20 protein-coding genes and 1 tRNA gene are annotated in these 23,056 nt (G+C 64.5%); 13 read left to right on the forward strand and 8 right to left on the reverse strand.

Annotated features, from left to right (window positions below; genetic code table 11):
• Positions 1–411, reverse strand: coding sequence for a ribonuclease P protein component (rnpA, locus tag ACTUWL_RS18775; RefSeq protein WP_021079572.1), 411 nt, complete (start codon positions 409–411; stop codon positions 1–3).
• Positions 412–442: 31 nt separating this feature from the next.
• Positions 443–577, reverse strand: a complete 135-nt coding sequence (rpmH, locus tag ACTUWL_RS18780) for a 50S ribosomal protein L34 (protein WP_008542748.1) — start codon at positions 575–577, stop codon at positions 443–445.
• 363 nt (positions 578–940) lie between these two features.
• On the opposite strand from rpmH, the gene ACTUWL_RS18785 reads away from it, so the two are divergent.
• From ACTUWL_RS18785 to ACTUWL_RS18805, 5 genes are all read left to right on the forward strand, one after another.
• On the forward strand, positions 941–2,419 hold the full coding sequence (locus ACTUWL_RS18785) for a sensor histidine kinase (RefSeq protein ID WP_021079571.1): 1,479 nt from the start codon (positions 941–943) through the stop codon (positions 2,417–2,419).
• Between the two features lie 151 nt (positions 2,420–2,570).
• A tRNA-Arg gene (locus ACTUWL_RS18790) sits at positions 2,571–2,647 on the forward strand.
• Between the two features lie 668 nt (positions 2,648–3,315).
• Positions 3,316–4,461: a helix-turn-helix transcriptional regulator gene (locus tag ACTUWL_RS18795; protein WP_106939987.1), complete on the forward strand. Its 1,146-nt coding sequence runs from the start codon at positions 3,316–3,318 to the stop codon at positions 4,459–4,461.
• A 152-nt stretch (positions 4,462–4,613) separates the two neighbouring features.
• Positions 4,614–5,903: an Lpg1974 family pore-forming outer membrane protein gene (locus tag ACTUWL_RS18800; protein WP_021079569.1), complete on the forward strand. Its 1,290-nt coding sequence runs from the start codon at positions 4,614–4,616 to the stop codon at positions 5,901–5,903.
• Between the two features lie 272 nt (positions 5,904–6,175).
• Entirely contained in the window at positions 6,176–6,586 is a 411-nt protein-coding gene (locus tag ACTUWL_RS18805) for a hypothetical protein (RefSeq protein WP_021079568.1), read from the forward strand.
• Positions 6,587–6,737: 151 nt separating this feature from the next.
• Here the strand turns inward: ACTUWL_RS18805 and ACTUWL_RS18810 are convergent, their stop codons facing one another.
• From ACTUWL_RS18810 to ACTUWL_RS18820, 3 genes are all read right to left on the reverse strand, one after another.
• Positions 6,738–7,880, reverse strand: coding sequence for a helix-turn-helix transcriptional regulator (locus tag ACTUWL_RS18810; RefSeq protein WP_021079567.1), 1,143 nt, complete (start codon positions 7,878–7,880; stop codon positions 6,738–6,740).
• A gap of 112 nt (positions 7,881–7,992) precedes the next feature.
• Positions 7,993–8,646, reverse strand: coding sequence for an alpha/beta hydrolase (locus ACTUWL_RS18815; RefSeq protein ID WP_021079566.1), 654 nt, complete (start codon positions 8,644–8,646; stop codon positions 7,993–7,995).
• 63 nt (positions 8,647–8,709) lie between these two features.
• Positions 8,710–10,740: a YgiQ family radical SAM protein gene (locus ACTUWL_RS18820; RefSeq protein ID WP_035651766.1), complete on the reverse strand. Its 2,031-nt coding sequence runs from the start codon at positions 10,738–10,740 to the stop codon at positions 8,710–8,712.
• 708 nt (positions 10,741–11,448) lie between these two features.
• Between ACTUWL_RS18820 and ACTUWL_RS18825 the strand changes: the two genes are divergently transcribed.
• From ACTUWL_RS18825 to ACTUWL_RS18835, 3 genes are all read left to right on the forward strand, one after another.
• Positions 11,449–12,768 (forward strand): YadA family autotransporter adhesin, encoded by a 1,320-nt coding sequence (locus tag ACTUWL_RS18825; RefSeq protein ID WP_158267739.1) that lies wholly within the window; start codon positions 11,449–11,451, stop codon positions 12,766–12,768.
• 17 nt (positions 12,769–12,785) lie between these two features.
• Positions 12,786–13,382: a hypothetical protein gene (locus ACTUWL_RS18830; protein WP_021079563.1), complete on the forward strand. Its 597-nt coding sequence runs from the start codon at positions 12,786–12,788 to the stop codon at positions 13,380–13,382.
• Between the two features lie 155 nt (positions 13,383–13,537).
• Positions 13,538–14,671, forward strand: coding sequence for a helix-turn-helix transcriptional regulator (locus tag ACTUWL_RS18835; RefSeq protein ID WP_021079562.1), 1,134 nt, complete (start codon positions 13,538–13,540; stop codon positions 14,669–14,671).
• Between the two features lie 146 nt (positions 14,672–14,817).
• Here ACTUWL_RS18835 and ACTUWL_RS18840 read toward each other — a convergent pair whose 3' ends face one another.
• The gene (locus tag ACTUWL_RS18840; RefSeq protein WP_021079561.1) at positions 14,818–15,840 is read right to left on the reverse strand and encodes a glutathione S-transferase family protein; all 1,023 of its coding nucleotides are present in this window, start codon (positions 15,838–15,840) and stop codon (positions 14,818–14,820) included.
• Positions 15,841–15,874: 34 nt separating this feature from the next.
• Positions 15,875–16,651, reverse strand: coding sequence for an SDR family oxidoreductase (locus tag ACTUWL_RS18845; RefSeq protein WP_021079560.1), 777 nt, complete (start codon positions 16,649–16,651; stop codon positions 15,875–15,877).
• 126 nt (positions 16,652–16,777) lie between these two features.
• Between ACTUWL_RS18845 and ACTUWL_RS18850 the strand changes: the two genes are divergently transcribed.
• The 5 genes from ACTUWL_RS18850 to ACTUWL_RS18870 all read left to right on the forward strand — a co-directional run bounded on the left by ACTUWL_RS18850 (position 16,778) and on the right by ACTUWL_RS18870 (position 21,659).
• The gene (locus ACTUWL_RS18850) at positions 16,778–17,680 is read left to right on the forward strand and encodes a LysR family transcriptional regulator (RefSeq protein WP_021079559.1); all 903 of its coding nucleotides are present in this window, start codon (positions 16,778–16,780) and stop codon (positions 17,678–17,680) included.
• 190 nt (positions 17,681–17,870) lie between these two features.
• On the forward strand, positions 17,871–18,734 hold the full coding sequence (locus ACTUWL_RS18855; protein WP_021079558.1) for a sterol desaturase family protein: 864 nt from the start codon (positions 17,871–17,873) through the stop codon (positions 18,732–18,734).
• Positions 18,735–18,758: 24 nt separating this feature from the next.
• Entirely contained in the window at positions 18,759–19,136 is a 378-nt protein-coding gene (locus ACTUWL_RS18860; protein WP_021079557.1) for a hypothetical protein, read from the forward strand.
• Positions 19,137–19,573: 437 nt separating this feature from the next.
• On the forward strand, positions 19,574–20,647 hold the full coding sequence (locus ACTUWL_RS18865; protein ID WP_146160322.1) for a GNAT family N-acetyltransferase: 1,074 nt from the start codon (positions 19,574–19,576) through the stop codon (positions 20,645–20,647).
• Positions 20,648–20,660: 13 nt separating this feature from the next.
• Entirely contained in the window at positions 20,661–21,659 is a 999-nt protein-coding gene (locus ACTUWL_RS18870) for a glycosyltransferase family 2 protein (protein ID WP_021079555.1), read from the forward strand.
• Here the strand turns inward: ACTUWL_RS18870 and ACTUWL_RS18875 are convergent.
• On the reverse strand, positions 21,582–22,964 hold the full coding sequence (locus ACTUWL_RS18875) for a lipopolysaccharide biosynthesis protein (RefSeq protein WP_021079554.1): 1,383 nt from the start codon (positions 22,962–22,964) through the stop codon (positions 21,582–21,584). The two genes, ACTUWL_RS18870 and ACTUWL_RS18875, sit on opposite strands and share 78 nt — an antisense overlap.
• Positions 22,965–23,056 lie beyond the last annotated feature (92 nt).

The following is a 23,056-nucleotide window of genomic DNA, read 5'->3' on the forward strand; positions in this document are numbered from 1 at the left end:
TTAGGGTCTCGTCATTCCATTCGGATTGGGCGCGCTCGTGTTACCCGCCCTGTCGGCACCCGTCTTGTTGGTACCGATCTTGGGCGCAGGCCGGTCGAGGCGGCGCAGCGCCGACCGCAGGTCGTCAATCATGGTCGCAAAGTCGCGGGTCAGCGCGTCACGGCGGCCGACTAGCACATAATCATGGTGCGGCCGCATGAATACGGCATCGACCCGTCTCATCACTTCGCGAAGCCGGCGTCGGATGCGGTTGCGCTCGGTCGCGGTGCCATTCTTCCTGGTGACGGTATAGCCGACGCGGATCGGGCCCTGATCGTTGCGGCAACGGCCCTGCAGCACAAAAGCTGCGGTATTCGCCCGCACGCCATTGGCAGCGGCGAGGAAATCCGCCCGCTGCCTCAGCCGATCCATAATGGGTATCTCCGGGTGGAGACGTCCGGGCTCAGGCGCTCAGGCGCTTGCGGCCGCGCGCACGGCGCGCAGCGAGAACCTTGCGGCCGCCGGCCGTGGCGAGACGGGCGCGGAAGCCGTGACGGCGCTTGCGCACCAGTTTGCTGGGTTGATAAGTCCGCTTCACGGGTAATTCTCCGCTGACCGGGCAATTTGCCGTTGTATTGAGATGGAGTCCGGTGATGCTGGCGGGCCCAAACGAGCCGTTACGGCCCCAAAGAGCCGCCCCCGGTCAAGAACCGGGCCATCGCGGACAGTTGGCGCGGCTTATAAGGGAGCGCCCTGTTTTCGTCAATGTCACAGGGCGTCGCAAAGAGGGTTCTTTGAAACGTCGCAATTGGGGCGAATATAACTGTTTTCGCGGGGTTTTTGACGGTGAGGAGCGCCTTGGGGGCGTTCCGGGAACCGCCGACATTAGCGATCCGTAATTTGACCGGCTTGGGGGCCGGGCCGCATCTTCCGACCCCTAAGCCAAACAAGGCCTTATCTTGTGGCTCTAACCGACGATCAGGCGACCGCGCAGAACCAGCGGCCCAAGCCGACCCTCCGGCTCGGGCTGTCGGGCAAGCTCTTGCTGCTGACGATTCCGCTGGTCATGATCGCCGGGCTCCTGATCTATGTGCCGGCGATCGCGAACTTCCGGATGAACCGGCTCAACGACCGCCTGGCCGCCGCCAATACCGCGGCGCTGGTGCTCGATGCCGCCCCGTCAGGCCTGGTGCCGGATTCGCTGGCCCGGCAGATCCTGACCAGCATCGGCGCCCGCGCGGTTGCCATCAAGCTCGGCCAACAGCGCCGCCTGCTCGCCAGCGCCGATCTGCCGGCCTCGATCGACCATGATGTCGACATGCGGGCCATGACGGTGTGGTCGGCGATCGTCGATGCCTTCGAGATCATGCTGGAGCACGGCGACCAGACCATCCGTGTGGTCGGCCCGGCGCCGGGCCAGGCCCAGTTCATCGAGGTCGTGATCGACGAGAAGCCGCTGCGGCAGGCGATGTACCGCTTCTCGCGCAACGTGCTGGTCGTTGCGCTCTTGATCGCCGGCCTGACCGCAGGCCTGGTCTACCTGGCGCTGCATTATCTGTTCGTGCGGCCGATGCGGCGGCTGACCGCGAGCCTGGTCGGCTTCCACGAAAATCCGGAGAGTTCGGCGCGAATCATCGTGCCGAGCCAGCGCGGCGACGAGATCGGCGTCGCTGAGCGCGAGCTGTCGGACATGCAGCGTGACCTCGTCTCGATGCTGCATCAGAAGAGCCGGCTCGCCGCCCTCGGTCTCGCCGTCTCCAAGATCAACCACGATCTGCGCAACCTCTTGGCCTCCTCGCAATTGCTGTCGGACCAGCTCGCCAGCGTGCCTGATCCGCGGGTGCAGCGCTTCGCGCCGAAGCTGCTGCGCTCGCTGGAGCGCGCCATCGCGTTCTGCCAGTCGACCTTGTCCTATGGCCGTGCGCAGGAGGCGGCGCCCGACCGCCGCGTCATCATGGTGGAGCCGGCGGTTGCCGAGGTGCGCGAATCGGCCGGGCTTGCGACCGATGTCTCGATCACCTGGATCAGCGCGATCGAGCGCGGCCTGACCATCGACGCCGATCCGGACCAGCTGTTCCGCGTGCTGCTCAATCTGGTGCGCAACGCGACCCAGGCGCTGGAAAGCCGGCAGGACGGCGATGGCGGCGCCCAGCAGATCCGCATCACCGGCCGCCGCGAGGGCACGGTTGCGATCATCGAGGTCTCCGACACTGGGCCCGGCGTTCCGGCCAAGGCGCGCGAGCATCTGTTCGAGGCGTTCCAGACTTCCGGCCGCCCCGGCGGCAGCGGACTTGGCCTTGCCATCGCCGCCGAGCTGATCCGGGCCCATGGCGGCCATATCCATCTGGTCGAGGGTACCATCGGCGCCACCTTCCGGATCTCGATCCCGGATCGCCCGGTGGAATTGCTGTCGGTCCGCAGCGAGCGGGCGAGGGCGTAACGCCGTTCCGGTACTCTGGGGCGGCAGGAGCGCGCCGAAAATGGCGTTTCCAGAGCTTGCCAACCGGACCGGGAGCCTGTAGCTAGAGCGCTCTTTCGCGACGTTCCGGGGCTCCCGGAACCTTGCGGGCTTCAAGCCCAACCGCGAAAATGCGCCCGTAGCTCAGCTGGATAGAGCATCAGACTACGAATCTGAGGGTCGGACGTTCGAATCGTTCCGGGCGCGCCATTTGCGTACAAAACCAGGACCATCTCCGTTCTCGGTCTGTTTGCCGGCGACGCGCGGATGTGATCGGCGTTCTCGATACGGCACCTACCACGAGCGCAGCCTGTCGGATCGGCTGCCGAAGGCGCAGCGATATCTGCTCGCCAACAGTTTCGACATCTCGGACGAAGTCGTCGGCGTGATGGCGAAGGCCGCGTGCCGAAACATCGGGACGTGGTGAGAAGCAATTCGGCAGCACATGGTCGGGGTAATTGGCGGAGACGAGTTCAACCGGTTTCCGGGGGCGGAAGCAAAAACTGCATGGCTTCAACCGGACGGTTGATGTGCAGTCTGCGACCTCCTGCCACCGTGCCACAAGCGTTAGGCGAATAGCCTCAAGATGATACCATCTTGATGCGCGCCGGCTCGGGGTTGAATGCATGAACTGCATTGCAGATCGTTGGAGGCGGCGGCATCCCGGACCGGACGCGAGTGGTCGCATGCACGAGCCTGCAGCGCGCGGCTGACATGTCATCGTTTGGCTCTGGTTCAGCATCTGATTTGGCATGCCCGCTCCGTCCGGCACGCTCGCTCTTGCGGCGTGAGCGGCAGCGCGCCCGATCCCAAGAATGCGGACAAGAATGCGCACGGGCCTTTTCGGCTTCCAATAACCTCAGTGCAAGAAACTGGACATGACATCGGTCAGACCGCAGCTTTCGCCTGGCGTCATCGACAAGATTTACGAAACAGTTTCCGATCCATCGCAGTGGCAGGCTGCCATCGATCAGGTCCGTGTCATGTTCCACGGTTCTGCTGCGTGCTTCGTCCGGAGCGGTCCCGGCCTGGCGTCGGCCGATGTGATCAATGCAAACCCCGACCCCACGTATCAGCGTCGCTATATCGACGAACATGCAGGGCGTTCCGACATCTACACCGACGCGCTGGATGCCGCTCCTGTCGGGATGATCTACAGCGATCGTGCGTTGATCGGAGATGAGATCTTGCGGCGCAGCCGCTTCTGGAATGAATGGATGGCGCCGCAGGACATGTATGGCGGCCTCGGCAGCAAATTGCTGGCGTCCGGTCCGTCATTCTGGTTTCTCGACGTCCAGCGCGGTCGCAACCAACCCGCCTTCGACGCGGCCGAGGCCGAAGTGCTGCAATTGATCGCGCGGCACATCGCGCGCGCGGCCCAGCTCGGCCGCAGGCTTCAATTGGCGCAGGCGCTGGCTTCAGGCTACGCGCACGTGCCATTCGGCGTGCTGCTCGTCGATGCCCAGTTGAGCGTCGTCCACCTCAATGGGGTGGCCGAGGAAATCCTGATGCGCCGGAGAAGCCCGTTGCGCGTGAAATCCGGCACGCTGGCAGCGGCGGATGCCAAGAGCACGGCTGCCTTGCGGCAACTCGTTGCCGATGCCTGCACGGTTCACGACGGTGTCGCCCCCGGCCCGGGCGGCGATCTTCTGCTCCGCGCCGGCGAGGCCGATGAAGCCGGCATCGATGTCGTGCTGAGCGTCGGGCCGACCGCGGGCACCGAAGTATCCGGGTTCCTGCGTCCGCGGCACGCTATCATCTACCTGCACCAGACGTCTCTGGCATTGCCCGGTGGGTTCGCAGATCACGCCCGCAAGCTGTTCGACCTCACGCCCACCGAAGCCCGGCTCGCGGCCGCGCTTGCCGGAGGTTTGACATTGAAAGATGCCGCGATCCATCAGGGCATTCGCTTCAGCACCGCACGCTTCTACCTCCATGGCATCTTCCGCAAGACCCGGACCAATCAGCAAAGCCAGCTCGTCGCGCTGCTGAAGAGCACACTGCCGCTGATCCGGCGCGGCTGAGTCCGAAAGCCTTGTGGCGGCTTTGTCACAGCCGTTCGCCAAGTGCCGGTGCCCCTAGCATATGCGAGGTGTTCGCGCCCGCCATATTCGGAAACATTCGCTGCACGTGCGCCGCTGTGTCGGCGCCAAGCAGGCAATGGGGCGAGGCGATCATGAAGAAGAATCTAGTTGCTGCACTGGCGCTCGGCATCGGTGCGGCCGGTGCCGTGCATGCGGCGCCAAACGACGATGTGGTGGCGAGGCTCAACGCGCTGGAGAAGGAAAATGCCGCGATCCGCAAGGAGAACGCAGCGCTGCGCCACAACAAGTCCCTACGCGAGCAGAACGCGGCGCCGAAATCAGCATCGGCAGTCGAGCCGCAGGCCGCTCCCAAAGCCCGTGCCGGGCGCTCCGATCCGTTGCAGGCGTTCGCCGCCGATCTGCCGTTGGCCTACAAGGCGCCGGTCGTCGGCGAGCCCGGCCGGTTTCGGGTCTGGGGTGAGGGCGGCGCGATCTGGAGCGGCGGCGATCCGGTTTCGTCGGATTACAACCTCACCGATTTCACCCGGCTGGACGCGCTGAGCGATTCTGCTCGTCTGCCTGGATCGTTCGATTTGACGCCCAAGGTAGGCTGGGAAGCGGCGGCCGGCTTTGACTACCGCTTTGCGGCTTCGCCATGGCATGTCAGCGGCCAGTTTCGTTACGGTGAGGGCAAGGCCTCCGGCTTCGCATCGTCTGCGGGGGCGATAGATCCGGCAGTCCTCGCATCGGTCAAAGGGCTCCGTGTTAGCGGCTTCAGCGGGAGTTCGTCGTCGGGGGCGGCGTACAAGGAAACGCATTGGTTGGCCGATGCCGCTGTTGGACGGGACGTTCTTGGGGGCGGCGCGTCCGCGATGCAGGTGAAATTCGGCCTGCGCCTGGCGGAATTCGTGGGCAAAAGCAGCGCAACGAACAACACGAGCACCACCAGCACCTTCACCAAACCCCTTGATATTTTGGGCAACGGGTCTCTTCTGTCCAACCAAATCTCGACCAACGCCATGGATGCGACAAATCAACGAAACAGCTTTCTCGGCGCCGGGCCGCGTCTGGGGATCGAGGGCGCGGTTCCATTCGCGGGCAGCTGGGCGTTTGATTATCTCGGCGATGTCGCGGTCCTGTTCGGAAACCAGAAGTTGGTGAACACGTCGACGTCTGCGCGAAGCTTCGATCCGGCCGTTCTCAACAGCACTCTCGGCAGCGTCAGCAGCAGCACATCCACTGACCAGCGTTTCGCAACCGTGTTCAACGCGGATATCCAGGTCGGCGTGTCGTACTGGATGACGCCAAACGTCAAGCTCAGCGCCAGCTACCGGCTGGACGCCTACTTCAATGTGCTGAACCAGGCCTTCAGCACGGACACCAAGCAGACGCTCGATCGCTACATCCACGGGCCTCGCCTTGGTCTGAGTGCGACGTTCTAGAATTCCGTACCGATCAGCGAAGCGCAAGCTAGGGTCACAAAGGCGCGTCGTGCGATGTGATCCAGGCCCATTATCCGAAACTGTCTTTTGGTCGCGCGCGGGCGGGATCGATCCGCGCGCGGAAGCGGCCGCGTTGAAGAGTACCGTGCCGACCATGGCGCCGACGGAAGCGTCGAAGCGGCCGTGACACGTGGTGTAAGCCGAACGGTTGATGTGCCGCCGCTCTATCTCCCCCAGCTTCCGATCGAGTCACTGAGACAGGAGAGCAACGGATGCGATCCGGATACACTCGCCACAATCAAACCACGGGCTCACACGGCAGCACGGCCATCCGCTCACCCGGCCTAGCCAAGGCCGATCGTGCGGGCGGCGCACTGGCAGGCACGGCGACCGCCTTCATCGCGGCGTTGCGCGAGATGTTCCGGCTGCCCGCGATGTGGTCGCAACGCGCTTCCTTCAGGGCGCAGTTGCGCGCCGATCTCCAGGACAATGCCGATCTGCTGCACGACATCGGCTTCAACATCGCCGAAGTGCAGGCTGAAGCGGTGCGCTTCTTCTTCGAGCCCGTCGTGCTGACACGCCGTTCCCATCCTCCCGACGTGGAGCGAGAATATTCCGATCGTCGCGCGCGTCATGCAGCGACGTCTCCGGACTATCCGGAAACGAAGGCCCGGCCGCGTTAACCGATTTTGGAAGGCACTCGATCACGCCGAATTTGGAGCAGGGTCTTGTTTGAGGGAAATCGTCGTATCGTTCTTCAGTCATTTGTTGTCGGTGCCGGCGTGACAGGGCACGTGCGGCATCAGCGACTGGACGAGCCGTCGTTGGCGCGGCTTACACCGGGAAAGTGAGTGACTTTGCGAGCCTGACCAGATCAACTTGACGCCGGCACCCTGTCTTGTCGAAGACGTGAATGAGATGAGTTTTGACGGTGCTGACCGAAATGCCGAGCATCGCCGCGATATCGGCTCGAGTTTGTCCTTCGCAAACGAGCTCGAAGATACGAATCTCGGCCGGCGTCAGATCATAGAGCTGGCTGAGAGCATCCTGAGGCAATCGCGGCGGCCCGGAAGCCGACGCAACGAACAGAGCGGCGGCGGCTCTCTGGATCAAACCGGATCGCATGTGGCCGCGTCGCAACGGCAGAACGTGGATGACAAGAGGGGCTCCGTCGGGACGAAGGATCGGGATGCCGATGCCCTTTTGCCCGAGCGTCGCCTCGTCCTTCGCCGCATGTGCGACAGCCGACTGCAATGTGCTTGTCGTGATCGTGGACTGAACGGCGATCCGGCCGTGTCGAACCACAATCGGATCACCGGCTGCGAGCATCGCGGTGGCCGTGGCGTTGGCGTGAACGATTTTGGATTCCTCGTCCGCCAGGACGACACCAGCCGTCAGGGCCTCCACGGTCGCGGCGAATGTTGCGGCTTCCACCGTCTTCATGTCGAACAGATTGCTGATCGTCACGGCACGGCGAATGTGAGGTGCCAGCAGCCGCAATCCGGTGATCTGCGCATCGCGAATCGGGCCGGCCGATTCATGCTGACTGAATATGGCATTTCCAACCATCATCCCGTCGCGAACGAGGCCGACGGCAACGGCGTCGAACAGGCCCTTCGGCAGTGCCCACTCGAGATAATAGCGATTGCCGAGGATGACGTCCTGCCGGACGGCCTGGGATTGAACGATCGGCTCTCCGAGCGGGTATTGCTGAATGCGCTCAGCGCCGCCCCAGAGTTCGATGATGTCAGTCCCATACGCGATCCCGTTCTGAGCCATCTGGGCCAGGTTGGACCCGGAGACCGCATTGACGCCCGCCTTCATGTTTGTGAGGCTGGCGACCGAGAGCGCGCCGGTGGCAAAGCCGAACTCGGCGCAAATCCCGTCCAGAACCGCTGCCCATCGTTCCGGCGCGATCACGCAATCGTAGATGGCACCAATGAGGTTCGAGAACTTTTCGACCGAAGCTTGCTGCATTCCGGGCTCGCTCGAAGGTCAGAGGCGTCAACGGGGACATAATGCGATAGCGGTGAGACCAGGGGTACACGCGGCGATCACGACGAATGCCCTCGGTGCAAGCGTTGGACGGTCAAACCTGACCCAGCAAAATATGCGCCAGAACGTCGGGCTTCAGGCGTGCGACATTGTGCCCGCAGTCGAGGGCGATGGTCGACCAGCCCGGATCGCGGCTCAAGCGCTCATAGAGATCAAGGAAAGGACTTCCCTCCCATCCGAATGCGCCGACGTAGGACTTGCGTGGCACTTCACGCCATCGCCCGCTCAGATTGATGGATTGCAGGAACGTCCCGATCGGCTGCGGTCGGCAGCGCGGGTCAAGGTTCGGAGGTGGCGCGCAGTTCAGTCCGTCGGATTTTACACCCGCGACAAAAAGATCTCGAAAACGGGGCGTCGTCAGCGACCAGACTGAGTCGCCGGAATCGGGCACATAGGCGTCGACATAGACCAGCGCGCGAATCTGCGATGGTGCCACGTCAGCTGCGCCGCTCACGACCATTCCACCGTAGGACTGTCCGACAATGACGAGTTCGTCGTCATGCGACTTCACGGCATGCGCAACCTCGCCGATGTGAGCATCAAGATTGGCCAAAGGGGCAGGCGCTTCGCCGAGCCCCGCAAGCGTGACCGGAACAGCCTTGTGCCCGTGCGCAGCCAGTATTTCGGCGACATCTTGGTAGACCCAGCCGCCCTGCCAGCCGCCGGGTATCAGGATGAAAGTGGCCATACGATCGGTCTCTGAATTCGAGGCTGCGGATTTGGCGATGAAGCCAAGTCGATGATGCAGCGTTCACTTTCCCATCCGCACGCCCTTGGTCGTGAACCGCTGCGCCTTGCCGCCGTCGCGCAGCGGTCGCCGCGTGCCGGCGGCCTTGCCGGTGCCGGGCGGCTGGTGGGCGGGCACCAGCTGGTCGGGGCGCGAGCCGATCAGATCGCGGCGTCCCATCTGGATCAGCGCTTCGCGTAGCACCGGCCAGTTGTCCGGGTCGTGGTAGCGCAGGAACGCCTTGTGCAACCGGCGTTGCCGGAGGCCCTTGATCGCTTCGACCTTGTCGCTCGCCCCGCGGCGCACGCCGCGCAGCGGATTGACGCCGGTGTGGTACATCGCGGTCGCGGTCGCCATCGGCGAGGGCAGGAAGGTCTGCACCTGGTCGGCGCGGTAGCGGTTCTTCTTGAGCCAGAGCGCGAGGTTCATCATGTCCTCGTCGGTCGTGCCCGGATGCGCGGCGATGAAATACGGGATCAGGTAGTATTTCTTGCCGGCCTGCTCGGCCGCGGCATCGAACATTTTCTTGAAGCGATTATAGGCGCCGATGCCCGGCTTCATCATCTTGTCGAGTGGGCCGCGCTCGGTGTGCTCGGGCGCGATCTTCAGGTAGCCGCCGACGTGATGGGTGACGAGCTCCTTGATGTATTCGGGGCTCTCGACCGCGAGGTCGTAGCGCACGCCGGACGCCACCATCACCCGCTTGACGCCCTTCACCTCGCGCACCTTGCGATAGAGCCTGATCAGGTCGTCATGCGAGGTGTTGAGGTTCGGACAGATTTCGGGAAAGACACAGGACGGCCGCCGGCATGCCGCCTCGATCTTCGGATCCTTGCAGGCCATCCGGTACATGTTGGCGGTCGGCCCGCCGATGTCGGATATCACGCCTGTGAAGCCCGGCGTCTTGTCCCGGATGCGCTCGATCTCGCGCAGGATCGAGCCCTCCGAGCGGTTCTGGATGATGCGGCCCTCGTGCTCGGTGATCGAGCAGAACGTGCAGCCGCCGAAGCAGCCGCGCATGATGGTCACCGAGAAGCGGATCATCTCCCAGGCCGGGATCTTGGCGTCCTTGTAGGAGGGATGCGGCGCACGCGCGTAGGGCAGGTCGTAGACGGCGTCCATCTCGGCCGTCGACAGCGGGATCGGCGGCGGGTTGAGCCAGAGGTCGCGGTCACCGTGACGCTGCACCAGTGGCCGCGCGTTGCCGGGGTTGCTCTCCCGATGCAGCACGCGCGATGCGCGGGCGTAAGCGTCACGGTCCTGCTCGACCTGCTCGCAGGCCGGCAGGCGGATCACGACGTTGCCCGCCTGGCGCGCTGCGCCCTCGTCGGCGGAGTCGAGATCGTCGGCATGCAACTCGGCGTAATCCTCGGGCACGCGGCGGAACAGCGCAACGCCCCTGATCGAATCGAGATCGCGCGGCGCTTCGCCATTGGCGAGCCGGTGCGCCACCTCGACGACGGCACGTTCGGCGTTGCCGTAGAGCAGAAGGTCGGCCTTGGCGTCCGCCAGTATCGAGCGGCGCACCTTGTCGGACCAATAGTCGTAATGCGCGATGCGGCGCAGCGACGCCTCGATGCCGCCGAGCACGATCGGCACGTCCTTGAACGCTTCACGGCAGCGCTGCGCATAGACGATGGTGCAACGGTCCGGCCGGCGGCCGCCTTCGCCGTCCGGCGTGTAGGCGTCGTCATGGCGCAGCCGGCGGTCCGCGGTGTAGCGGTTGACCATCGAATCCATGTTGCCGCCGGTGACGCCGAAGAACACGCGCGGTTTTCCCAGCGCCTTGAACGGTTCGGCCGACTGCCAGTCGGGTTGCGCGATGATGCCGACCCTGAAGCCCTGGGCCTCCAGCAAGCGGCCGATGATCGCCATGCCGAAGCTCGGATGGTCGACATAGGCATCGCCCGTCACCAGCACGATATCGCATTGGTCCCAGCCGAGCGCCGTCATCTCGGCACGGTTCATCGGCAGGAACGGTGCCGGCTTGTCGGCGCGCGCCTCGTGGCGCGGCCACGACGTCAGGGACATTTCGGCGTTGGCAAGGGTGCTCATGGCCGCCACGCATAAGACTCCGGCGTCGCGAATTCAACCGATCAGCATGCCGTCCGGCCCGGTCGCGCATTGCCATCGCCGACGAGTTCCAGATCGGACTGAAGGGGTCGGAATGGCAGTTGGCGAATCATGCTGATATCTCAATGGCATAAGAGATCAGCGCCGTGCCATTCTTCCGGCCGGCGACCCGGCGGTGCCAGTTTGGCATTCAAGCTCGATCGCATCCGTAGAACTTGCTCGCCGTATCCGGCGTTGCGTTCCTTGAGGTGCGATTGTCGGCCTGATGGCAAGGCCCGATGGCCGGGTGCAGAAACTTCAGGATGCAACCCGAAGCAATTCGGCAACACTTGGCGGGAAAACTCCGGCGCTCGACGACGTTGAAGACGAGTTCAACCGAACGGTTGATGTCGGGCCTGCGGCCGTGTCCCACATTCGCGGTCGCGACGTCCGGTCAACCCGTCAGGACCGGCCGGAGTTCTGGAGTTGAGAGCGCAAATGCCTCATGCGATCACTGAATCGATGTTTCGTTTGATCAAAGCGCCTGTTGGCGCCGCCGCGCTCGCGACGTTCGTTTCGCTGTTTGCGCCGTTGCCAGCAGCTGCGCAAACCGTTTGCGGCGCGGCCGGGACAGGTGCCCCGCTCGGCACCGCAACTGGGAATTTTGCGTTCGTTTGCGGCCCCGTGAGCCAAGCGAGCGGTGATGGCAGCGTGGCGATCGGTGTCAACACCACGGCGAGCGGGCAAAACAGCATGGCGATCGGCCTGGGCGCCGGGGCAAGCGGTATCGACAGCACGGCGAGCGGCGTCGGCAGCAAGGCGCGTGGAAACTACAGCACGACGAGCGGTGCCAACAGCAGCGCAGCGGGCGCTGGGAGCACCGCGTTGGGAGGCGGCGAGTTTACCGGGGTTGGTGGTACCAACTTTGCTGCTACCGCTTCCGGGAGTTACAGCGTCGCGATCGGAGGTGGCGGCGACGGAAGCGCGGGTACGGGCGCACGGTCCACCGGCGACAAGTCAGTTGCAATAGGCCTCAACAGCGCCGCAGCGGGGGTGTCCTCGACGGCCATCGGAAGCGGCGCCAGCGCCAGCACCACAAATGCCGTCGCGCTGGGCAATACGGTGACGGCGACCGGCGCCAATGCCTTCGCGGCCGGCAACAATGCCCACGCCACCGGGGCGAGCGCCGTCGCGATCGGCGATGGCGCGACCGCCGGTACCGGCGCGAATGCCATTGCCATCGGTACCGGCGCGGTCGCGACCGGATCGATAGCCATCGGCGCCAGCTCGGCGGCGGCGCTCGGCAACACGGCCGTGGGCGATGGGGCGAAGGCAAGTGCCGCTGCAGGCAGCTCCGCATTCGGCAATGGTGCGATAGCCTCGGCATCCAACGCGACTGCCACGGGCGCCGGCAGCAGCGCGACCGATGCAGGCGCGACGGCCTATGGGCAGGGCAGCACTGCGTCCGCGGCGAGCGCTACCGCCATCGGTTCCGGCGCCACCGCAGGATTTGCGAACTCCACCGCGGTCGGCGCGGGCGCGACGACGACGGCGGCCAACCAGGTCGCGATCGGCACCGCAGGCAACACTTATCGCCTGGCCGGCGTCACCTCCGCGGCAAGCCTGGCGGCCCAGAGCGGGCCGGTGTCCTTCGTCACGTCGGACGCCGCCGGAAACCTGGCGACCTCGAGCTTCAATCCATCGAACCTCACCTCATTGCAGTCACAGTTCACCTCGCTGCAATCACAGGTGACCTCGCTGCAATCGCAGGTGATGGACAACCGTTTCGAGGCGCGCAGCGGCACCGCGGTTGCGCTCGCTGCCGGATCGATGCCGGCGCTGCAACCGGGCCGCAAATTCGCGCTGTCGGCCGGTTACGGCAATTTCGAAGGTGCCAACGCCTTTGCAATCGGCGCAACCGCGCTGCTCTATGACAGCAAGAACTATGCGATCGTCGCCAATGCCGGCGGCGGCATCGGGCTCGAGCGCAATGTCGCTGGCGGGCGTGGCGCCGTGTCGATCCAGTGGTAGGCTTGAGCGGCATTGCCATGACGCTGCGTTGGGTCAGTGCCGGCGTTGGGCTCCTGATACTGGGCGCGGTCGCGACGTTCGCGCAGCAGCCGTCGCCGCAGCCGCACCCGCCCCCGTCACAACCTTCGGCGCAGCAGCAGGCGGCCAAGCCCGCCAACATCGACCGCAACGGCGTGCTGATGCTGATCCGCTCGACGCTCCTTGCGCTCGATCATGCCAACAAGAGCGGGAATTACACCGTGCTGCGCGACCTCGGCGCCTCCGGTTTCCAGGTCAACACCGCGGCCAAGCTCGCGGAGATTTTCGCCAAGCAGCGCGCCGATAAGCTCGATCTCTCCGGCGTCGCCGTGATCGAGCCGCAGCTCTCGTTATTGCCGCAGATCGAGCCGAATGGCCTGTTGCACATGGCCGGGTTTTTCCCGTCGGTGCCGTCGCAGGTGAATTTTGAATTATTGTTCGCGCCGGTGGACGGACAATGGCGCGTGTTCGGCGTCTCGCTGTCGGTCGGCCAGTCAGCGCCCGTGGCGCCCGCCGCGCCGGAAGCTTCGTCGGGAAAGGCCGTCGTTTCGCAGAGGCAGACGGCGCCTGCCAAGCCGAACACACCAGCGAAATAGCCGCAGACGGGTCTTGGCATGCTGTTCCGTGGGGCAACGCCGTCCCAATATTCGTGTACGCAACGTTTGCCGTCGTGATGGTGCGTGTTGTAGAGGTAGAGTCCCACTGAGGCGCCAATGCCCCACGAATTGCTCGCCACGATGAAGAGTTGGCCGTGACGTCTGAATCAGCCTTGCTTTCAGAGCTGATCGGCGTCGTTTATGATGCCGCGCTCGATCCTCCCCTCTGGCCACGTGCCATCGAGAAAGTGTGTCGGTTCGTCGGTGGCTCCTCGGCAAATCTGTTCTGGCACGATGCCGCAACCGAGCAGTCCGCGCAGCTGCATCTGTTCAACAACGATCCTCACTACACCAAGCTTTACTTCGAGAAATATTTCTCCCTGAATCCATGTTTTCCTGCGGCTACCTTCTATGATGCCGGTCAGGTCTACGGGTCCACCGATCTCGTTCCGTTCGAAGAAATGCTGGAGACGGTGTTCTACGAGGAGTGGATGAAGCCGCAGGGCGTCATCGATTCGGTCGCCGCCAATCTGGAAAAGAGCGCGACCAGTTCATCCATCATTGCCATTCAGATGCATGAAGCGGACGGCCTCGCCGATGCGGAGAATCGTCGGCGCCTTGCGCTGATCGTGCCGCATTTGCAGCGTGCGGTCTCGATCGGACGGCTGTTCGACCAGAACAGGACCGCGCAGGCGGTCCTGTTAGAGACGCTCGACAACGTCACGGCCGGCGTTTTCCTGGTCGGCGCGAACGGGCGCCTGGTCTTCGCCAACGGTCCCGGACGCGCTCTGCTCAACGATGGCGCGCTGCTCACCGAGAGGATGGGCGCATTGACGGCGGTCTCGCCGCAGGCGCAGCGCGCGTTGCGCGAGGCGCTTGCTGCAGCCGAGAACGGCAATGCCGCAGCCGGCAACCCCGGTCCGATTCCGCTCCTGACTTCGCTGCGGGGCGGCTCCTTTGCCTACGTGTTACCGCTGACCACGGGCGACCGGCAGCGGACCGGCGCGCTGCACTCGGCGGTCGCCGCCGTCTTCGTCCGCAAGACATCGCCGGCGAATCCACCGCCGCTCGAGGCGCTCGCCAAGCTCTACAAGCTCACGGCGAGTGAAGTCCGGATTGTCGATGCGGTCATGAAGGTCGATGGCGTGCGGGCGCTGGCCGAGACGCTCGGGCTGACGCAGGCAACGGTCAAGACCCACCTTCATAACGTGTTTCGAAAGACCGACACCGCAGGCCAGACGGAGCTCGTGAAGCTGATTGCCGGATTCGCGCCGTCCGAGCAGGAATGAAATTCGGCTTCGGAGCCGCAGTTCTCTCGGATCGTCCGTCCTCCAACGAAGTGGTGTTGGGGTTCTGCTGTTCGTCGCGGTCGCGATCTCTGGTGTTCAACCGGGTATCTGCTTCAACCTCGCATCCGTGCTCGCGGATTCTCGATCTATCCCACGTGCCGAAGCCCATGCGCTCGCGGAAGATTCGCGGCGGCCGGCTGCGTGCGTCCGTGCGCTGCGGTGAAGTCGAGGACGGGACCGAGCGGAACGATCCCGGTCGGATTGATCGAGCGATGGCTCTCGTAATAGTGCCGCCGGATATGCTCGAAATCCACCGTCGCGGCGACGCCGGGCCACTGATAGATGTCGCGCGTATAGGCGAACAGATTTGGATAATCGACCAGCCGCCGGATGTTGCACTTGAAGTGCCCGACATAGACCGCGTCGAAGCGGATCAGTGTCGTGAACAGGCGGATGTCGGCTTCGGTCAGGCTGTCGCCTAGCAGGAAACGCCGGTCGGCAAGCCGTTGCTCGAGCCAGTCCAACGTGTCGAACAGCGGCACGACGGCTTCCTCATAGGCTTGCTGCGTGGTGGCGAAGCCTGCCTTGTAAACGCCGTTGTTGACGGTGTGGTAGACGCGCGTGTTGACCGCGTCGATCTCTTCGCGGAGCGCGGCCGGATAGTAGTCGCCGGGCTTGGCGCCGATTCCATCGAAGGCCGAATTCAGCATCCGGATGATCTCGGACGATTCGTTGCTGACGATGCTGCCGGTGTGCTTGTCCCATAGTACGGGAACGGTGACGCGACCGCTGTAGTATGGATCCGCTGCGGTATAGATTTGATGCAGGAACCGGGCGTGGTAGACGGTGTCCGGGACCACGCCCGGGCCGTCGGCGAAGGTCCAGCCGTGCTCGAGCATTAGCCAGTGCACCACCGATACAGAGATCTGGTCCTCGAGCCCCTTCAGCGCGCGCATGATCAGTGTGCGGTGGGCCCAGGGGCAGGCGAGGCTGACATAAAGATGATAGCGGCCGGCCTTTGCCTTGTAGCCGCCGATTCCGGTCGGGCCGGCGCTGCCGTCGGCCGTGATCCAGTTGCGGAAGGAGCTGTCCTTGCGAATGAAGCGACCACCGCTTGGCTTTGTCGCATACCAGGCGTCTTGCCATTTCCCGTCGACCAGCAATCCCATGTCAGCCTCCTTGAACGATGGTTGGTCGGTCGCCTCAGGTGCGGGTGATCGAGAGGCCGCCGTCGACCAGCAACGCGGTCCCGGTGACGAAGCTGGAATCTTCCGACGCCAAATAAAGCACCGAGCGCGCGACTTCCTCGGGGCGACCCACGCGCTTGAGCGCGTGCAGGTTGGTGACGAACGCCGCCTTGTCAGGGGTGTCGTTCATCTCGCGATACATCTCGGTCTCGATTGCGCCGGGCAGCACCGCGTTGACCCTGACGTTCTGTGGGCCAAACTCGGACGCAAGCGTCTGGGTCAAGCCGATCAGGCCGGACTTGCTTGCGGCATAGGCGGCAACGCCGGGGAATGACGAGCTGTAACCGACGAAGGTCGAGGTGAAGATCACCGATCCGCCGCCATGCTTGGTCATCTCGGCGATCTGGTGCTTGGCGCCCAGGAACGAGCCGGTGAGGTTGATCGCGACGGCATCGTTCCAGCCGGCTTCGGAGACGCCGGTCGAGGCACCGCCCTCGCCGAGGGTGCCGGCATTGTTGAAGGCAATGTCTAATCGGCCGAATGCCTTGACCGCCAGGGCGACGAGGGCCTTGGCATAATCTTCCGAGCGCACGTCGCCGGCGAGCGAGACCGCTGTCCCGCCGCTGGCCTTGATCTCGTCGACCAGGCTCGCCAGTTCGCTTTCCCGCCGCGCGCCGACCACCACCTTCGCGCCTTCGGCCGCGAACAGCTTGGCCGTGACCCGGCCGATGCCCGAGCTCGCGCCGGTCACGATTGCAACCTTGTCTGAAAGACGTCCCGTACCCTGTGCCATGTCCGTTCTCCGGTTCGGCCGCGCCAATCGCGGCGTGATGGGAACCTGATTAGTCACTTACAGAACTGGAAAGAAGGTGCAGAAGATGGTTGTATCATTCATCTTTTATGAATGATCGAGGATGCCATGGACCGTCTGCGTGCCTTCGAGGTGTTTGCCACCGTGGTCGGCCAAGGCTCCTTCACCCGCGCGGCGGACAAACTGGAGACCTCGCCGGCCAATGTGACCCGCTACGTCAACGAGCTGGAGGAGATGCTCGGGGCGCGCCTGCTCAACCGGACCTCGCGGCGCCTGTCGCTGACCGAGACCGGCAAGACGCTGTATGACCGCGCGCTCTCGATCCTGGAGGAGGTGGCGGAGGCGGAGGCGATCGCGTCGTCCACTGCAATGCAGCCGCGCGGGCGTCTGCGGATCAACGCGCCGCTGAGCTTCGGCATTCTTCACCTCGCGCCGCTATGGCCACGCTTCATGGCGCGCTATCCGGACATCGAACTCGACATCAGCCTGGTCGATCGGCTCGTCGACCTCGTCGACGAGGGCTTCGATCTGGCTGTGCGCATCTCACGCGGAGGATCGCCGAGCCTGATCAGCCGCAAGCTCGCGGCCATCCATCATTTCGTCTGTGCGTCACCGGATTACGTCGCGCGACACGGCGCGCCGCAGACCCCGGATGACATCAAAAACCACGCCTGCATTGCCTACGCCTATTCCGCCTCGGCCGAGGAATGGCGGCTGCTCGACGGCGACGGCAAGCTTCACGCCGTGCCGGTCTCCAACATCTTCCATACCAACAACGGCGAAACGGCTTGTGCGGCAGCAGCGGCCGGATTCGGATTGATCCTGCAGCCGACATTCCTGATCGGGGAGCTGCTGCGGCAGGGCCGCCTGGTCCGCCTGCTGCCGGACTATCACACACCCGAGATCGACGTGCTGGCGGTTTACCCGAGCCGCCGCCATGTCAGCGCAAAAGTGCGGGTGATGGTGGACTTCCTGGTCGAGGCATTCCGCGGCAAGCCGCCGTGGGATTGACGGGTGATCGAACGGCGCTGCCGGCGTGGACCAAGGTGTGGTGAAGTCAGGGCTGAAGGCGAAGGAACGCCCGTAAAAACCCTGCTTGCGCCCGTCGGGGCGTTGAGAAAAAATAAGGTTTTTCAGTCTACAGGCGGCGGAATGTTTTATTCATTTTGTCCGGCCTTTTGAACCGGCGGGTTCGTTTCTCATGTCGAGTGAGATTTCAAACGCCGTTTTTTGCGCAGCGGTCCTTCTGGGGATCGTCTACGGCAGTCGCATCCTGGAGAAGACGTGGCCCATTGCGCCTGTTTCCGGCGACGAGTTTCGTGCTGATTGGCTCGCGGTCATCGTGAGCGTCGGGTTGGAGCACCTGTTCGCCCCACTTGCTGCGATTAGCGCGGGTGCGATTGCAAGCTATGTCGGACTTGGCTGGATCAAGCTGCCGACCGAAGGCTACAGGTGGTACGTCTCGTTCGCGATCGTGGTGGTGGCGCTCGACCTCTACAAATACACGTTCCATCGGCTTCAGCACGCGATCCCCTTGCTGTGGGCGATGCACTCGTTCCACCACAGCGCGAACGGCATTACGTTCATCACCGGCGCCCGACATTTCTGGTTGGAACGGGTGCTGTCCGACGCCTTTCTTCCGATCATGGCGATCCTGTTTCGGATCCCGCCGGACATGGCGATCGCCGCGGCATTCATCTTCTTCGTCCCCGATGCTTGTGCGCATCTCAACGTCCGCATCCCGCTCGGCCGCTTCGTGACATGGATCAACAATCCGCCTTGCTCCTGGGATACGCGGATGGCTGGTTCCCAAGCTCGGTCTCACATTCGTCCTGACGTGGCTGCTTTGGCGCAGCGACAATGTCTACAACATCGCGCTCGTCGTCGCCTTCTGTTCGACGCCTGTCTTGAACAACCTCGTCATCATCGCCGCAAACTGAACCGGACACGCGTTGCGCTGCCGGAACCGGCGACACGCGCGTCTCGACGCGGGCGCGCAAAGTTTCGTTGGAGCGCACAGAACCTGCCCGCCTCGTCCGGCGACAAACTCCGGAATGACGGATGATTGCGTCGTGCGGTCGGAGAGTGAATGACGTCGGACAGGTTTGTTCTCGCCTGCATCGCCGGTAGTGCCCTGATGCTGGGGGCTCTGGGTGCAACTGTGCACGCGCAGCCGCCGTCGAGCTGCAAGGAGCCGCGGGCGGGTACCAGTCGCGTCCCGATGCTGTCGCCGCCGCTTGCCAATGTGGTGACGGGCAAGGGGCGGCTGCAATTCTACTCGGCGCCCAATCTTCACTGCCCGATCAGCGGGGTGTTCGTGATTCCGAATGACGTGCTCGTCGCCTATGCGCAGACCAGTGATGGCTGGTCGTCGGTGATGTATCTCAATCCGGGGACGGGCAACGACGTCTCGGGTTGGGTGAGGTCGGCGAGACTGAAGGTAACCGGAACCATCGCGCCAAAGTAGCGGCTCACCCGGTCATGCGGATGTCACGGACCGCGGTCGGGACGCGCATTAACCTCCACAAGTTGAAATTCTTGACGGCTTGCGCCCGAAGTTGGAGGGTCGCCGCATGACGGGCGCCCGGTCGGCGCAATCGGGGTTAATGCTCTCGATTTGCTTGAGTGACAGTGAAGACCGCCCAGGCGCACCACGCGGTGAGCGATGAGGGACAGGGTCATCGGTTTTTGAAGATCATTGATACTGGCGTCCGGCGACGCCGCTGCGATTGGACACAGATCAAGTGGCTGACCATGCTGAATTCATCGTCGCATATTGCTTTCCGGCCCCGCCATCCGCATGACGCGCGGGCGCGTCCGCTAATTCCCGAGCGCTAGATGCTGCAGCGCGGGCCGCAGACGCAGGCGAATGCACAGGCCCCGCGCAGGGGCTCCGTCAGGCCGATGACTACCGACGACGTGCCGGCAGTCGCGCGCCTCTTCCTCAAGATCTTCAGGGATGCCGACAAGCCGGCGAGCCCGGACCTCGAGGCGTACCTGGCCGCCCTGAACTTCGGCTCGCCGTGCTACAGTGCGACGGCAGGCACGCAGGTCTACGAGCAGCAGGACGGACGCATCCGTAGCGCGTTGCTCACTGTCCCGATGCGCTTCATGGCCTGTGGCAATGTCGTGCCCGGACGGCTGCTTGGCGTCTTCATGACCGACGCCAACAAGGAAGCTGCCGGCGCGGCGCAGCTGATCCTTGCGCTGCGGCCCAGGCGCGCCGATTTTTCGTTTTGCGACAGCGCCTCGCCGACCAGCGCCGATCACCTGCGGGCGATCGGCGGAAAACCGATACCCGTGCAGAACCTGGAATGGGCGCGCAGCTTCCGTCCGCTGGGCGCGCTCGCCGGACGCTTCTCGCTGCGGTTCTTGCGCCGAAACGATCCGGGCTTCGCGACGCTGCTGCGCCCCCTCGACGCGCTGCTGCGCTGTCTGCGCGGCGGCGACGATGCGGACCAGGCCGCCGGCGTGAACGTGACCGAGATGCCGGTCCCGGCCTTTCTTGAGCATGCGCCGCGGCTGATCGCCCATTATGCGGTGCGGCCGTTGTGGTCGGAAGATGAACTTGGCTGGCTGGTCGCCCTGGCGGCGCAGAATACCAGGCTCGGCGCGTTCACTATCCGCGCGGTGGAAGACCGTGCCGGCACGCCGATCGGCGCATTCGTCTACTACGCCGCCCCGGGGCGGACGGCGCACGTTCTGAACATCCTGTCGCTGCCCGGCCAAGAAATCGTCGTGCTGGGTGCGATGTTCCGCCATCTGGAAAGCACCGGCCATGTCGAAGCCCGCGGCCGCGCGCAGCCCGCCTTGATGCCGGGGCTGGCGCTGCAGCGCTGGCTCGTGTTTCGGCACCGGGCGTTCGCCATGGCGCTGACGCGGATTGCCGAGGTGAACGACGCCGTCGCGCGCGGTGACATCTATCTCGGCGGGCTCGCCGGCGAGGACTGGAGCCGGCTGATGTGCGATTTCGGCTGAGGTGGATCACGCCATGGCAGTGTCGGTTATCCTCAAGGCCCTCAACGAGGAGGCGCGGATCGGCCCGGCGATCGAGAGCGTGCTGGCTGCGCTCGAAGGGATCGGCGGCGAAGTCATCGTGGCCGACGGCGGTTCGCGCGACGCGACGCTCGCCGTCGCGGCGAGATATCCCGTCCGCATCGTGCAGCTTGAACCGGCGATCGCGCCGAGTTGCGGCATCGGTCCGCAGCTCGGTTTCCAGTACAGTCGCGAACCGTTCATCTGTCTGATGGACGGCGACATGCTGCTTGATCCCGCCTTCCTGCCCGACGCGCTCGCCTGGCTCGCGGACCATCCGGGCGTCGCGGGTGTGACCGGGCATGTCGTGGAGATGAACGACACCAGTCTCGAATATGTGCGGCGCGGCCGCAGGATCTCGCCGGAGAACCGGATCGGGGAGATCGACCGCTTGAACGGCGGCGGTCTTTATCGGCGGACGGCGATCGAGCAGGTCGGATATCTGTCGGACCGCAATCTGCATGGCTACGAGGAGTTCGATCTCGGCGTGCGGCTGCGGGCGAGCGGCTGGCGGCTGCACCGTCTCGACCGCAGCTTCGTCCGGCATTTCGGCCATGCCATCAACGCCTACGCGCTGCTCGTCCGGCGCTGGAAGTCGGGCTATCTGCGCGGCATCGGCGAACTGCTGCGGGCGGCGTTCGGCAAGCCGCAGTGGAAGCAGCTGGTTCAGGAATTGCCGGAATTGAAGCTGTGGGGCGCGGTCTACCTCTGGCTGGCCGCCATGGTCGTGCTGCCGTTCCTGACGCCGCATCCCGGATCGGGGCTTGCGATCGATGCGGCCACGATCGCCGGCGTCATCGGATTGATGAGCCTGCGCCAGCGCAGCCTGACGCTTGGTCTCTATGCTGTCGTTGCGTGGTTGTTCCACGCCGCGGCGCTACCGCTCGGCTTCCTGCACGGCCGGAAGGCTCCGGCGGCTTGGATCGACAGCCGCGTCGTCCGGGACATTCCTTGACCGCGCAACAGTCGCGCCGGACTCGTCCGCATCCCGGCAACTGCGGCGCACGAGCCGCAGCAGCACCAGCCACGCGGAGACGACAAGGGATCCCTCGATCACATAGAGTGCCAGGAAGGTCCCGATCGGAGCGGCGAGCCAGGTCGCTGCAGCGATGAGTCCGCTGCCGACCAGATTGGTGCTGTTCAGGATCAGCGCGCGCACGCCTTGCCGTCCCGATGCCCCCAGCAAGTCCATCGCGACTGCCCAGGCGCCGATCAGGATCACCGTGCCGGACAGGCACCGCACGAAGAACGCAAGATCATGGTACTCGCGGCCGAACAACCGCGGCAACTCGGGCGCCAGCACGAACAGGATGAGGCAGGTCGCCGCGCCGAGGCCGAGGGCCGCGGCCAGAGCACGCTTTGCCGCGGGCAGCGCCAGATGCAGGCCGTCGCGGCTGGCGCGCGCGAAGCGCGGATAGATCAGCCGGTTGAACGCATCGATCGAGAGGTAGCTGCTGTCCATGATGCGGCGGGCGACGCCGTAGCTGCCGACGGTCTCGATCGGCGTGAACAGGCCGATCACGAACAGGTCGACGTTGGATCGGATCGCACGAACGACGAATTGGGAGCTGAACAGAACGCCGGAGCGCAATTCCTCGCGCAGGATCGCCAATCGCGGCCGGCCAAGCGGCCGGAGCCACATCAGTCCCACCAGGGCATAGAGCAGGTGTCCGCCAAACTGCCATGCCGCCCATTCCGACAGGCTCGATGCATGGAATACGAGACAGGCAAGCGCGGCCGTCGCCGTGCGCGCGATCGCAAAGCCCACGACCGAGCGATTGGCCGAGCGAACCTGGCCGAGGCTGAGGAATACGGTCTCGACGAGGAGGATCAGGCGGACCAGCACGACGTTGCCGAGGAACAGCAGCGCGATGGCCGAGACGGCGATCGAGGGACCGGAGACCATGCGCGTCCACGACGCCATCGCCGCGACGCCGCCGATCACGAGCACCGCGCCGGTGAGCCCGATCAGGAGAATGTTGTGGCCAAGCAGGTCAGGATAACTCGCCGGCTCGCGCGCGACCCTGCGCAGCAGGCAGTCGGAGGCGCCGAGGCCGCAGATCTGCACCGCGATCGCGGTCACCGCCGATATCTGGACGAACAGGCCGAATTCAGCCGGGCCCAGCGCACGCGCCAGGATCGCAAACGTCACGAGCTGCGCCAGGCTCGCCGCCGCCAGCGATCCGCTCGACAGCAGATAGCTGACGATCATCGGCGTGGCCGTCGAGAATGTCCGGCTAACGGCGGTGATATGTAGCAATGATCCACGGCCTCCGGTTGGCGGTCGATCCCCACGCGCACTCTATCAGGCTCGCATGCGCGTCGTATCGTGAGCTGCGCGCCGTTCGAAGA

The sequence above is a fragment of the Bradyrhizobium sp. WCU1 genome (assembly GCF_053474805.1).